Genomic DNA, 12594 nt, shown 5'->3' with positions numbered 1-12594 from the left:
GGTCTCCGTCAGCTCATCCATTGTCCGCCGTCCACGTTGTAGGTCTGGGCGACGATGTACGCGGCCTCGTCCGAGGCGAGGAACACGGCCATGCCGGTCAGATCCTCCGGACGGCCCATGCGCCCAAAGGGCACCGCCTCGCCGACCTCGCGCTTCTTCTGGCCGAGCGGCTTGTTTTCATATTTGGCGAAGAAGGCATCGACGCCGTCCCAATGCTCGCCATCGACTACGCCCGGGGCGATGGCGTTGACGTTGATGCCGTGCTCGATCAGGTTCAGCGCCGCCGATTGCGTCAGGCTGATCACCGCCGCCTTGGAGGCGCAGTAGACCGCCACCAGCGGCTCGCCGCGGCGGCCCGCCTGACTGGCCATGTTGATGATCTTGCCGCCGCCACCGCGTGCGATCATGTGCTTGGCGACGGCCTGCATGGTGAAGAGCACGCCGGCGACGTTGATGTCGAAGACCCGGGAATAGTCGTCACGCGTGATCTCGGTCAGCGGCGCGGCGGTAAACAGCGCGGCACTGTTGATCAGGATATCGATCCGCCCCAACTGCGCGACGGTCTGCGCCACCGCGCTGTCGATGCTGCCTTGGTCTGTGACATCCATATGCACCGCCACGGCGGCGTCCCCAAGCGCCGCGGCGGTGGCTTCGGCGCGCGGCAGATCGATATCCGCGATCGCCACTTTCGCGCCCTCGCGCAGGTAGGCTTCGGCAAAGGCGGCCCCGATGCCCCGCGCCGCGCCAGTGATCAGAGCGCATTTGCCCTGCAATCGCCCGCTCATGCCCGCAGCCCCTGCGCGTCAAAGCGGTGCAGTTTGCTTTCGTCAGGGGTCAGGAAAATGCGGTCGCCATGGCGCACCGGCATTTCGCCATCCACACGCACGGTCAGCGGCTCATCGCCCAGCCCGTGGTCATGCACGTGCAGGAAGGTGTCCGAGCCTAGATGCTCGGCGACGCCCACGGTGCCTTGCCATTGCCCACTCTCGGTCGAGGCGGCCAGATGCTCGGGCCGGATGCCGATGGTCGCCACGCCGTGCTTGTCGGCCTCGGCGCCGCGAATGAGGTTCATTTTCGGCGAGCCGATGAAGCCCGCGACGAACTCGTTCTGCGGCGTGTGATAGAGATCCAGCGGCGAGCCCACCTGCTCGATATTGCCAGCCCGCAGCACCACGATCTTGTCGGCCATGGTCATCGCCTCGACCTGATCGTGGGTCACGTAGATCATCGTCGTCTGCAGCGCATTGTGCAGCTCGGAGATCTCCAGCCGCATGTTCACCCGCAGCGCCGCATCGAGGTTCGACAGCGGCTCGTCAAAGAGGAAGGCCGAAGGCTCGCGCACGATGGCCCGCCCGATGGCGACCCGCTGACGCTGGCCGCCCGAAAGCTGCCCGGGCCGCCGGTCGAGATAATCCGTCAGGTTGAGCGATTTCGCCGCCGCCTCGATGCGGCGCGTCTGCTCGTCCTGCGGCACCCCCGCCATCTTCATCGGGAAGGCGATGTTCTTGCGCACCGACATATGCGGATAAAGCGCGTAGCTCTGGAACACCATCGCCAGTCCGCGCTTGGCCGGTGGCATATTGGTGGCGTCCTCGCCGTCGATGCGGATCTGGCCCGAGGTCACATCCTCAAGCCCCGCGATCAGCCGCAGCAGCGTGGACTTGCCGCAGCCCGAAGGGCCGACGAAGACCACGAACTCGCCGTCGTTGATGGTCAGATCCAGCGGCGGGATGACGTTCACATCGCCGAAGCTCTTGGTCACCTTGTCGAGGGTGATGCGTCCCATGTCTGGCTCCTATCTTATTTCACCGCGCCGAAAGTCAGGCCGCGGACAAGTTGCTTCTGGCTGAACCAGCCCATGATGAGGATCGGCGCGATGGCCATGGTCGAGGCCGCCGAGAGCTTGGCGTAGAAAAGGCCCTCGGGGGATGAGTAGCTGGCGATGAAGGCCGTCAGCGGCGCCGCCTTGGCCGCCGTGAGGTTGAGCGTCCAGAAGGCCTCGTTCCACGCTAGGATGATGTTGAGCAGCAGGGTCGAGGCGATCCCCGGCACCGCCATCGGGGTCAGCACGTGAATGAGCTCGTTCTTCAGCGACGCGCCATCCATGCGCGCGGCCTCGAGGATCTCGCCGGGGATCTCCTTGAAGTAGGTGTAGAGCATCCACACGATGATCGGCAGGTTGATCAGCGTCAGCACGATCACCAGACCCAGCCGCGTGTCGAGCAGCCCCGCATCGCGGAACAGCAGGTAGATCGGCACCAGCACGCCCACCGGCGGCAGCATCTTGGTGCTGAGCATCCACATCAGCACGTCCTTGGTGCGCTTGCCGGGCACAAAGGCCATGGCCCAGGCCGCCGGGATGGCGATGGCAAGGCCGATGACGGTCGAGCCCAGCGAGATCACCACCGAGTTCCAGAAGTGCCGGAAGTAGTTCGAGCGCTCCTGTACCGTGGCGTAGCTGTCGAAGGTCCAGCTCGAGAAGATCACCTCGAAGGGCGTCTTGATCGCGTCGCCCTCGGATTTGAACGACAGGATGACGATCCACAGGATCGGGAAAAAGATCGCGATCCCCACCAGCCACGCCAGAACGGTCACCACCGCCTTGCGCCGGGTTGTCACTGCGCGCGCCATCTCAGCCCCTCCCTTTCATTTTTCCAAAAGTACTCCCGCCGGAGGCGTCCGCGGCCGAAGGCCGCTCTGTGCTGCGGTCCGTCATCGCTCAGGCCTCCAGGTTCTTGCCGATCATCCGCATCAGGAAGATCGCCACGATATTGGCGAGGATGATCGCCACCACGCCCCCGGCCGAGCCGCCGCCGACGTCGAATTGCAGCAGCGATTGCATGTAGATGAGATACGTCAGGTTGGTCGACGCCACGCCCGGCCCGCCGTTGGTGGTCACGAGGATCTCGGCGAAGACCGACAGCAGGAAGATGGTCTGGATCAGGATCACCACGGTGATGGCGCGCGCCAGATGCGGCACCATGATGTAGAAGAAGCGCGACAGCGGCCCGGCGCCGTCCATCTCGGCGGCCTCCAGCTGTTCCTGATCCAGCAATTGCAGCGCGGTCAGCAGGATCAGAGTCGCGAAGGGCAGCCATTGCCAGCTGACAATGAAGATGATCGAGCCCAAGGGCGCCTGCGCCAGAAAATCATAGGGCTGCAGGCCAAAGAACTTCGCAAGATGGGCAAACAGCCCGTTCACCGGGTTCATGAACATGTTCTTCCAGACCAGCGCCGAAACGGTCGGCATGACGAAGAACGGCGCGATCACCAGAATGCGCACGATGCCCTGCCCCCAGAACGGCTGGTCCATCAGCAGCGCCAACAAGGTGCCGCCGACGGTGGTGATCAGCAGCACGCCCCCCACCAGCAGCAGCGTGTTCCACAGCGCCGCCGAGAACGCCGGATCGGTCAGGAAGAAGCGATAGTTGGTCCAGCCGGTGAACTCTTCCATGCCCGGCATCAGAAGGTTGTAGCGCAGGAACGAGAAGTAGAGCGTCATCGACAGCGGGATGATCATCCAGCCCAGCAGCAGCAGCACTGCGGGCGAGATCATCAGCCTTGCGGCGGCACGCGAAGCTTTGGTGGCCATGGCCTGTCTCCGAGAACTGTGAATTCAGAGGAATGAAACCTTCCGGAGCGATGCGGCAGAGGGGGAAGCCGTCATCTCTCCGGAAGAAGGTTGGTTCGATGCGTGACGCGGGTCCCGGTGAGGTGAGACCCCCGCTGCGGGGCACGCTCTGGCGGCGCGCTCCCGCTGCGGTCCGAACCGGTGAAGCCTCCGAAACTGTGGAGGTGGCGGGCCCCGGTCCCCGAAGGGAACTCCATCCCCGGACCGGGGCCCGCCAGCTTCGAGGCTTACTTGATGTAGCCGGCTTTCATCATCTCACGCTCGGTGAGCATCTGCGCCGACTGCAGCGCCTGATCCGCCGTCACTTGCCCGGCAAGCGCCGCCGAGAACTGCTGGCCGACGGCGGTGCCGAGGCCTTGGAACTCGGGGATCGCGACGAACTGGACGCCGACATAGGGCACCTCGTCCACCGTCGGGTTCTGCGGGTCGGCGGCGTTTATCGACTCCAGCGTCATCTGCGCGAAGGGTGCCGCCTCAAGATACTCGGGGTTCTCATAAAGCGAGGTGCGGGTGCCCGGCGGTACGTTGGCCCAGCCCTCTTCTTCCGCCACCAGTTCAAGGTACTCCTTCGAAGTCGCCCATTCGACAAAGGCTTTCGCCGCATCTTCCTTCTGGGTGCCCGCCGGGATGCCGAGGTTCCACGCCCACAGCCAGTTGCCGCGCTTGCCAAGCCCGTTGTCCGGCGCCAGCGCGAAGCCGACCTGATCGGCCACGTTCGACTCCTCTTCGTTGGTCACGAAGGAGGCCGCCACGGTAGCGTCGATCCACATGCCGCATTTGCCCGACTGGAACAGCGCGAGGTTTTCGTTGAAGCCGTTCGACGAGGCCCCCGGCGGGCCGTAGGTGTTCATCAGCTCGAGATAGTCGGTCAGCGCCGCCTTCCATGCCTCGCTGTCGAACTGCGGCTGCCAGTCCATGTCGAACCAGCGCGCCCCGTAGGAGTTGGCCATGGCGGTCAGGAAGGCCATGTTCTCGCCCCAGCCGGCCTTGCCGCGCAGGCAGATGCCGTAGACTTCGGATTCCTTGTCGGTCATCGCCGCCGCGGCTTCTTTGATGAACTCCCAGGTCGGCGCCTCGGGCATCTCCAGCCCGGCTTGCTCCATCAGGTCCTTGCGGTACATCACCATCGAGCTCTCGCCATAGAACGGCGCGGCATAGAGCGAGCCATCTACCGTCAGGCCGCCGCGAATGGCGGGCAGCAGATCATCAGCGTCATAGCTCTCGGGCAGATCGTCGAGGCTGACCAGCCAGCCGCGCTCGCCCCAGATCGGAACCTCGTAGGTACCGATGGTCATCACGTCGAACTGGCCACCTTGCGTGGCCACGTCCTGTGTCACGCGCTGGCGCAGCACGTTCTCCTCCAGCGTCACCCACTCGACCTTGATGTCGGGGTGCTGCGCGTTGAAGGCGTCCATCAGACCCTGCATGCGGATCATGTCGCCGTTGTTCACCGTCGCGACGGTGATGGTGGTCTCGGCCATGGCCGCCGTGGAAAGCGCACCGAGGGCGCAGGCGCCCATGAGCGCGCGAATGGTAACTGACATGAGAAATCCTCCCTGATTCCGACACAGGGCAGATCGGCCGCTCTCCTTCGGCTGAGCAACTGCCCGAGTGATGGGCAAATGCTCACATTAGGTCGTGAGTCTTGTCAAGCTCAATTTAACGCCAAACGCGTCAGGACGTGCTGAGGATTTCGGCAGCCGTCAGTTCATCGGTGACCAGCCCCTGCACCAGACGCCCCTTAAGAGCAGCGCGCAAGGCTTTGATTTTACTTACACCTCCGGCCACGCAGATCACCGGATTCTGGTTTTGCGGTACGCGCACGCCGACCATGAATTCATTGACCGGATGATCGAGATAACGCCCCTCGGCATCGAAGACATGGCCACCAAGCTCGCCCGCCGCGCCCGCAGAGCACAGGCTGCTCAGCTCGTCCGCTGTGATGAAACCATCGACGAACAGAGGCGCGTCATCGGCCATCTGGCCGATTCCGACCACCGTGACATCCGCCTCCTTGGCCAGTGCGCGCGAGCTGACCACATGCGGCAGGCTGCGGTAGGTGGCAAATTCCTCGGCGTCACGCGCCATCACCGGCACCGACATCGGATAATGCGGCGCGCCAGTCTTGTCGGCGATGCGCATGATGACCTCGTAGAACGAGGCCGAGCCGTCGGGTGCCACATTGCCGATCAGCGAGACCATGCGGTGATGCCCGGCGTTGATCGTCTGCATCTGCTCGATCATCGCGCGCAAGGTCCGCCCGGTGCCAAGCGCGATCAGCTGCGGCGTGGGGTTGGCAAAGATGCGCTCCATCTCGGCGGCGGCGAAGGGGGCGATGGCGCGCAGAGCGTCCTGCCCGCCATCGGCACGCGGCGCAACCCGCGCGCGCAGCAGACCAAAGCGCTGGCGCAGCTTCTGTTCAAGCTCGAGACATTCGGCGATCGGGTGGTCGATGCGCACTTTCACCAGCCCCTCGGCCATGGCCCGCGCCACCAGCCGCTGCGCCCGCTGGCGCGAGATACCAAGCTCTTCGGCGATCTGGTCCTGCCGCAGCCCGCCCACGTAGTAGAGCCACGCGGCGCGCGCCGACATGTCCTGCGGCGAGGCTTCGCCCTCATCGATGCTGCGCACGGCCATGATCACTCCCCCCTGATAAACGCCTGTGGTGCCAGATGCGGAAGCTCCGCGAAACTTGCAAATTGCCGATGCGGCACGGTCTCGGGATCCTGCGCCGCCCCCTGCAGCATGTGGCTGCCGCCGGTGAACTGCCAGACCTGCATGCCCGCCGCTAACCCGGCGGCGATGCCGGCCAGTGAATCCTCGATCAGCAGGCAGCGCTCTGGCGCTGCGCCGAACTTGCTGGCGGCGTGCAGTGGAAGATCCGGCGCAGGCTTGCCGCGCGCCACCTCCGAGGCTGTGGTGATGCGCCCCTCGAACGCGTCGGTGAGCCCGGTCAACGCAAGGCTGGACGCCACCCGCGACGGGCTTGAACTTGTCGCCAGACAATAGGGCACCGACAGCGATTGCAGAACGTCCCGCAGATGCGGCATCACCCGCAGTCCTTCGGCCTCGAAGGCCGCCAGCAGCCGGGCGCGATACTCGGCCTCGAACCCCTCGGGCAGCGCGATGCCGAACTCTTCGCGGATCTGCGCCAGCACCACCGGGTAGCTGCGGCCAAGGAAATGCCGCGACACATAGGGGATGTCGACGCGCACCCCATGCTGCGCCAGTTCGGCCACCAGCATACGCAGCGAGATGATCTCACTGTCCACCACCACGCCGTCAAAATCGAAAAGCACCAGCTCTATCGGCTGTGTCACGCCTGCCCCCTCGTTATGTCAACATTACGACAGAAGCCGCGCCCGGCGGCAACCGTGTAATCGAGTATTTGTGGAAAGATGAAAGCCCGCCAAGAAAGACAAAGGGCCGAGGATGATCCCGGCCCTTTCATCTTTCCAGAAATACTCAAGCAACGGCCTCAGCCGAGCGCCACGCCCTCGCGCCCTGCCAGATCGAGGAAGAACTGCCACGCGACCCGGCCCGAGCGCGCGCCGCGCGTGGCCTGCCATTCGATCGCTTCGGCGCGCAGGCGCTCTTCGTCGATCCTCAGCCCGTGCGCCGCGCAATAGCCGCGGATCATGTCGAGGTATTCGTCCTGCGAGCATGGGTGGAACCCAAGCCACAGGCCGAAGCGGTCGGACAGCGAGACCTTCTCCTCGACCGCCTCGGAGGGGTTGATTGAGCTCGACCGCTCGTTCTCGATCATGTCGCGCGGCATCAGGTGGCGGCGGTTGGAGGTGGCGTAGAACAGCACGTTCTCGGGCCGCCCCTCGATGCCGCCGTCCAGCACCGCCTTCAGGCTTTTGTAGTGCTGGTCGTCGTGGCTGAACGACAGGTCGTCGCAGAACAGCACGAAGCGATGCGGTGCGCCGCGCAGGACGTTCAGCAGCCGGCCCACCGACGGCAGGTCCTCGCGCTGCAGTTCCACCAGTTTCAGTGCCTCGCCCCGCCGCAGCGCTTCGGCGTGCACCGCCTTGACGATGCTCGACTTGCCCATGCCCCGCGCCCCCCAAAGCAGCGCGTTGTTGGCCGGCAGGCCACGGGCAAACTGCAGGGTGTTCGACAGCAGCGTGTCGCGCGAGCGGTCGATGCCCAGCAGCAGGTCCAGCGCCACGCGGTTGACCTGCGGCACCGGCTCCAGCCGGTCGGGTTCGGTGTGCCATACAAAGGCATCCGCCGCGCCAAGGTCGGGCGCGGCAAGCGGCGCCGGAGCCATACGCTCCAGCGCCGCCGCGATGCGTTTCAACGCGTTACTCGTCACGGGGTCTTGTCCTCCTGACCGTCCTCGTCTTCGGTCTCGTCGTCATCGAACCAGAGGCCCTGCGCCCGCAGTTCCTTTTCCCGCTTCTTCTCGACGATGCGCACAAGGAAGATCGACACTTCGTAAAGCCCGTAGACCACCACGAAGAGAATCGCCTGCGTGGTCACATCCGGCGGGGTCACCAGCGCAGCCAGCACGAGGATGGCCACCACGGCGTATTTGCGCACCGAGCCGAGGCCGGCGGCAGAGACCAGACCGGCCTTGCCCATCAGCGTCAACAGCACCGGCAGTTGGAAGCACAGGCCGAAGGCGACGATGAACTTGAGCGTGATATCGAGGCTTTCGTTCACCTTGCCGAAGAAGGTGATCTTCATCCCCTCCGCCGTCTCGGGCACCACCGCCGTATCCGCCGGCAGGTCCGTCGGCATGCCGTCGGTGGCCTGCGCCAGCAGGTTGGCGAAGATCGAACTGACGTCGGCGAAGCCGAGGAAGAACTGCATCGCCAGCGGCGTCACCACGAAATGGGCAAAGCTGGCGCCCAGCAGGAACATGATCGGCGAGGCGATCATGAACGGCAGGAACGCGTTCTTCTCGGACTTGTAGAGCCCCGGCGCAACGAAGCGCCAGAGCTGGAACGAGATCACCGGGAAGGCCAGCCCGAAGCCGAACACCATCGAAATGCGGAACAGCGTGAACAGATATTCCTGCGGCGAGGTGTACTGCATGGTGGGCGACGGATCGCCCAGCGAGCGCAGCGTCTCTTCGATCGGGCCGAGCAGGAACTGCAGGATCGGCTCGGCCACGGTGAAGGCCAGCACGATGCCGACGATGAACGCCGCCACCGCGCGAATAAGCCGGGTGCGCAGCTCGGCCAGATGCTCGATCAGCGGGGCCGAGCTGTCCTCGATCTCGTCGTGGTCGATCTGGCTCATGCCTCACCGTCTTTCTTCATCGCCGCTTCCAGCTCTTCGGCCTTCTTGGCGGCGTCTTCGGCCTGTTTCGCGGCGGCCTCCGCTTCGCGCTTCTGGCGCTCGGCGGCGGCGCGGGCGGCGCTGGCCTCGATCTTCTGCTTGTTCTCGGCGCGCTCGGCTTCGAGCGCACCGGGGTCTTCCTTCAGCCCCGCGGACTTCTTCGGCGGCGTCGGGTCGGCCATCGACTTGGCCGCATCGCGCACCCCGTCCATCGCCGAGTTCACCGGGTTGGTCGCCGTCTTCAGCGTCTTGGCCACGTCGCGCACGCCAGACTCATCAGCGGCATCGTTCATCGCACGGCTGAACTCGCGCGCCATGCCGCGCGCCTTGCCCATGAAGCGGCCCACATTGCGGAACAGCACGGGCAGATCCTTCGGACCAACGACGATCAGCGCAACGATGCCGATCACCATCAGTTCCGACCAGCCAAGATCGAACATGGATCAGACCTTGTCTTTTTCGCTCTCGGCGGGGGTGACGTCCTTGGCCTCTTCGGCCTTGTCGTCCTCAAGCTCCTTGCCGCCCTCGCTCACGCCCTTCTTGAAGGCGGTGATGCCTTTGCCGACCTCGCCCATGAGGCTGGAGATCTTGCCGCGGCCGAACAGTACCAGCACCACGACCGCGATCAGAAGAAGGCCGGGAAGGCCGATGTTGTTGAGCATGTCCTTAGTCTCCATTTCGCCGCCCCCTGTCCCGGACCATCGGCCCCCGGGCGGCACGTCGCACTTTGTTCCCGGGTTCTAGGATCCTTCCGGGCCGCGCGAAAGCGTCAAAGCCGGACGAGCGCCGCGGCGACGGGGGTTTTCTTTCGCATTTATGACAGTATTCTGTCAGGTGCCATTTTCTTGTCAGTTGGGGCGCTCGCAGCGAGTCGCCACAGCGACGAATCGCCGCTTTCGTGGAGCCCGCCCGATGAAGAAGACCGACCGCCTCTATGCGCTGATGCAGCGGCTGAAGGACGGGGCGCTGCACACTGCCGAAGCGCTGGCCGACGAATTGGGCGTGTCGGTGCGCACCATCTATCGCGACATGGACACGCTGGCCGCCTCGGGCGTGCCGATCGAGGGCGAGCGCGGGCGCGGCTACACCGCGCGCGCCGCCTTCACCCTGCCCCCGCTCAATCTGACCGAGTTGGAACTGGAGGCGCTGCACCTTGGCCTTGCCGCGGTTGGCCAAGGCGGGATGGCCGATCTGGCGCAGGCCGCCGAAACCCTCTCGGCCCGCATCGACGCGCTGTTGCCGGAGGATGGCGAGACGCAGGGCGCCTTTGGCTTTGCCACCTACCCGTTTCGCGAGGCCGCCGAGGGATTTCGCTTCATGCCCAAGTTCCGCGCCGCGATCCGCGCCCGGCAAAAGCTGCGGGTCACTTTGAAAGGGCGCGACGCGCCGCAGGAACTGCGCCCCCTGCACATGGACTACTGGGGCCGCATCTGGACCTGCATCACTTGGAACGAGACGGCCCGCGATTTCGAGACCATCCGCATCGATCAGGTGAGCGCCGTGACGCCCCTGCCCGGCCTCTTCGTCGATGAACCGGGCAAGAGCCTCGCCGATTACCGGGCGCAGGCCCGCTGACCGTGCTTCACGCTTGACCGAAGGGCACCGGCGCGGTGACGCTGTGTTATGGATCAGAGCGTTGCCACACGGGGCTTTTTCCCCTCCGAGTACCACAGCCGTCTGGAACGGGCGCAGGCGCGCATGGCGATGTCCGGTATCGCTGCGCTGCTGCTCACCACGGAACCCGAGGTGCGCTACTTCACAGGCTTTCTGACCCGGTTCTGGGAGAGCCCGACGCGTCCGTGGTTTCTTGTGGTGCCTGCCGAGGGCGCTCCGGTGGCGGTGATCCCCTCGATCGGCGCGCATCTGATGGCGCAAAGCTGGATCACCGACATCCGCTGCTGGAGTTCTCCTGACTACGAGGACGACGGCATCTCGCTGCTGGCCGAGGCGCTGGCCGAGGCCGTGCCGCCGGGCGAATGGATCGGCGTGCCAAGCGGTGCCGAGACCCATCTGCGCATGCCGCTCACCGACTGGGAGGCGCTGAAGCACCGGCTGCCCGACCGTCTGTTTGGCCCCGACGCCGGGATCATGCGCAAGCTGCGCATGGTGAAATCCGAGTCCGAGATCGCCTGCATCCGCGCCGCCTGCGACGTGGGCACCCGCGCCTTCGCCCGCCTGCCCGAAATCCTTCAGCCCGGCGTATCTCTGGCGCAGGTGTTCCGGCGTTTCCAGATACTCGCGCTCGAGGAAGGCGCCGATTGGGTGCCTTATCTGGCTGGCGGCGCAGGCCCCGACGGCTATGGCGATGTGATCTCTCCGGCCAGCGATACGCCGCTGCGCGAGGGCGACGTGGTGATGCTCGACACCGGTCTGATGCGCGATGGCTATTTCTGCGATTTCGACCGCAACATCGCGCTCGGAGCGGCTGCGCCCGCCGTGCTGGACGCGCATGACCGGCTGCTCGACGCGGTGCACGCCGGGTTCGAGGCCGCGAAACCCGGCGCCCGTGCGCATGACCTCTTCCGCGCCATGGCGGGGATCACCGGCGGGTCCGATGTCGGACGGCTGGGCCACGGGCTTGGCATGCAACTGACCGAACCGCCCTCGCTTATCGCCGCCGACGACACGCGGCTGGAGCCGGGCATGGTGCTGACGCTGGAGCCGGGCATCGCGCTCTCGGCCAATCGCATGCTCGTGCACGAGGAGGACATCGTGATCACCGAAACCGGGGCCGAATGGCTGACCACGCCCGCCACCAGCCTGCCGGAGCTGCCGCTATGAGCGGCGCCGGGCTGCATTTCCCCCACGCGATCGATCCCGCCCGCGCGGCGCAGGTGGGGCTGATCGTGCTGCAGTCGGATGAGACCATCGAGACCGACTTCCGCCAATTGATGCCGCCGGAACTGGAGCTTCTGGTCAGCCGCATCCCCTCCGGCGCCGAGGTCACCCCCGAAACGCTGGCGGCGATGGAGGGCTATATGACCGCCTCTGCCGCGCTGTTCCCGCATGGCGCGCCGCTGGCGGCGGTGGGCTACGGGTGCACCTCCGGGACCGCGCAGATCGGCCCGACGCAGGTCGCAGAGCGCATCCGCAAGGCCATCGATGTGCCGCATGTGACAGAGCCGGTCTCGGCTCTCATCGCCGCCTGCCGCAGTCTTGGGGTCAGACGTCTGGCGATGCTCTCGCCCTATCTGCCCGAGGTCTCGGGGCGGCTGCGCGAGGTTCTGGCTGGCGCGGGCATCGACACGCCGGTCTTCGGCAGCTTCGAGATCGAGGAAGAAGCGCGCGCGGTGCGCATTTCGGCAGGCTCGATCATCGACGCCGGCGCGGCGCTGATCGCGCAGGGCGGCGCGCCCGTGGACGCGCTTTTCCTGTCGTGCACCAACCTGCGCGCCCTGCCCGCCATCGCGCCGCTGGAGGCAGCCACCGGCCTGCCGGTGCTGGCCAGCAACAGCGTTCTGGCGTGGCATCTGGCGCGGCTCGCCGGGCAGGCTGCACAGGGCCCCGGTGTGCTGCTGACCCGCCCCGCGGCGCCGACGCGCGCCGCCGAGTAAAATTCGCCGCGAAACGCCGTTCTGAGCGGCGTTTCGGCGATTGACGCAAAGGCCGGCAGCAGGCATCGAGCGACAAGGATTCGCAGTTTTTTTCCTGCCCATACCGCTGCCCCATCT

Annotated in this window: 14 protein-coding genes; 3 read left to right on the top strand and 11 right to left on the bottom strand. The window is 65.6% G+C overall.

Going from position 1 to position 12594, the window contains the following annotated elements; all coding sequences use genetic code 11:
• Nucleotides 1–8: 8 nt before the first annotated feature.
• The 11 genes from ACXAJT_RS00545 to ACXAJT_RS00495 all read right to left on the bottom strand — a co-directional run bounded on the left by ACXAJT_RS00545 (nucleotide 9) and on the right by ACXAJT_RS00495 (nucleotide 9585).
• Entirely contained in the window at nucleotides 9–785 is a 777-nt protein-coding gene (locus tag ACXAJT_RS00545; protein WP_475231838.1) for an L-iditol 2-dehydrogenase, read from the bottom strand.
• Nucleotides 782–1786: an ABC transporter ATP-binding protein gene (locus tag ACXAJT_RS00540; protein WP_475231836.1), complete on the bottom strand. Its 1005-nt coding sequence runs from the start codon at nucleotides 1784–1786 to the stop codon at nucleotides 782–784. Before ACXAJT_RS00540 ends, ACXAJT_RS00545 begins: the two co-directional genes overlap by 4 nt.
• Nucleotides 1787–1800: 14 nt before the next feature.
• Nucleotides 1801–2631 carry a carbohydrate ABC transporter permease gene (locus tag ACXAJT_RS00535; protein WP_475231833.1) on the bottom strand — a complete coding sequence of 277 codons (831 nt, stop codon included), beginning with the start codon at nucleotides 2629–2631 and terminating at the stop codon, nucleotides 1801–1803.
• Nucleotides 2632–2719: 88 nt separating this feature from the next.
• Nucleotides 2720–3592, bottom strand: coding sequence for a carbohydrate ABC transporter permease (locus ACXAJT_RS00530; protein WP_475231831.1), 873 nt, complete (start codon nucleotides 3590–3592; stop codon nucleotides 2720–2722).
• A gap of 266 nt (nucleotides 3593–3858) precedes the next feature.
• Nucleotides 3859–5175: an ABC transporter substrate-binding protein gene (locus tag ACXAJT_RS00525; protein WP_475231829.1), complete on the bottom strand. Its 1317-nt coding sequence runs from the start codon at nucleotides 5173–5175 to the stop codon at nucleotides 3859–3861.
• A gap of 130 nt (nucleotides 5176–5305) precedes the next feature.
• Entirely contained in the window at nucleotides 5306–6268 is a 963-nt protein-coding gene (locus ACXAJT_RS00520; protein ID WP_475231827.1) for a sugar-binding transcriptional regulator, read from the bottom strand.
• A 2-nt stretch (nucleotides 6269–6270) separates the two neighbouring features.
• Nucleotides 6271–6951, bottom strand: coding sequence for an HAD family hydrolase (locus tag ACXAJT_RS00515; protein WP_475231825.1), 681 nt, complete (start codon nucleotides 6949–6951; stop codon nucleotides 6271–6273).
• A gap of 158 nt (nucleotides 6952–7109) precedes the next feature.
• Nucleotides 7110–7907 (bottom strand): ATP-binding protein, encoded by a 798-nt coding sequence (locus tag ACXAJT_RS00510; RefSeq protein WP_475232744.1) that lies wholly within the window; start codon nucleotides 7905–7907, stop codon nucleotides 7110–7112.
• Between the two features lie 41 nt (nucleotides 7908–7948).
• Nucleotides 7949–8884, bottom strand: coding sequence for a twin-arginine translocase subunit TatC (tatC, locus tag ACXAJT_RS00505; RefSeq protein ID WP_475231823.1), 936 nt, complete (start codon nucleotides 8882–8884; stop codon nucleotides 7949–7951).
• Nucleotides 8881–9363, bottom strand: a complete 483-nt coding sequence (gene tatB / locus ACXAJT_RS00500) for a Sec-independent protein translocase protein TatB (protein ID WP_475231820.1) — start codon at nucleotides 9361–9363, stop codon at nucleotides 8881–8883. Before tatB ends, tatC begins: the two co-directional genes overlap by 4 nt.
• A gap of 3 nt (nucleotides 9364–9366) precedes the next feature.
• Complete coding sequence (locus ACXAJT_RS00495; RefSeq protein ID WP_475232742.1) at nucleotides 9367–9585, bottom strand: twin-arginine translocase TatA/TatE family subunit; 219 nt, start codon at nucleotides 9583–9585, stop codon at nucleotides 9367–9369.
• A 250-nt stretch (nucleotides 9586–9835) separates the two neighbouring features.
• On the opposite strand from ACXAJT_RS00495, the gene ACXAJT_RS00490 reads away from it, so the two are divergent.
• Genes ACXAJT_RS00490 through ACXAJT_RS00480 form a run of 3 tightly spaced genes read left to right on the top strand, consistent with a single transcriptional unit; the run spans nucleotide 9836 to nucleotide 12477 of the window.
• A complete protein-coding gene (locus tag ACXAJT_RS00490) occupies nucleotides 9836–10498 on the top strand; it encodes a helix-turn-helix transcriptional regulator (protein ID WP_475231818.1) in 663 nt (220 codons plus the stop codon).
• Nucleotides 10499–10546: 48 nt separating this feature from the next.
• Nucleotides 10547–11704: a M24 family metallopeptidase gene (locus ACXAJT_RS00485; RefSeq protein WP_475231816.1), complete on the top strand. Its 1158-nt coding sequence runs from the start codon at nucleotides 10547–10549 to the stop codon at nucleotides 11702–11704.
• The gene (locus ACXAJT_RS00480; RefSeq protein WP_475231814.1) at nucleotides 11701–12477 is read left to right on the top strand and encodes a maleate cis-trans isomerase family protein; all 777 of its coding nucleotides are present in this window, start codon (nucleotides 11701–11703) and stop codon (nucleotides 12475–12477) included. The genes ACXAJT_RS00485 and ACXAJT_RS00480 overlap by 4 nt, the downstream gene beginning before the upstream one ends.
• The last annotated feature ends 117 nt before the right edge of the window (nucleotides 12478–12594 follow it).

The sequence above is a fragment of the Salipiger sp. ABF4_146 genome, assembly GCF_056161345.1.
The sequence above is the reverse complement of the archived record's forward strand: the minus strand, read 5'-3'. Positions and strand labels throughout refer to the sequence as shown.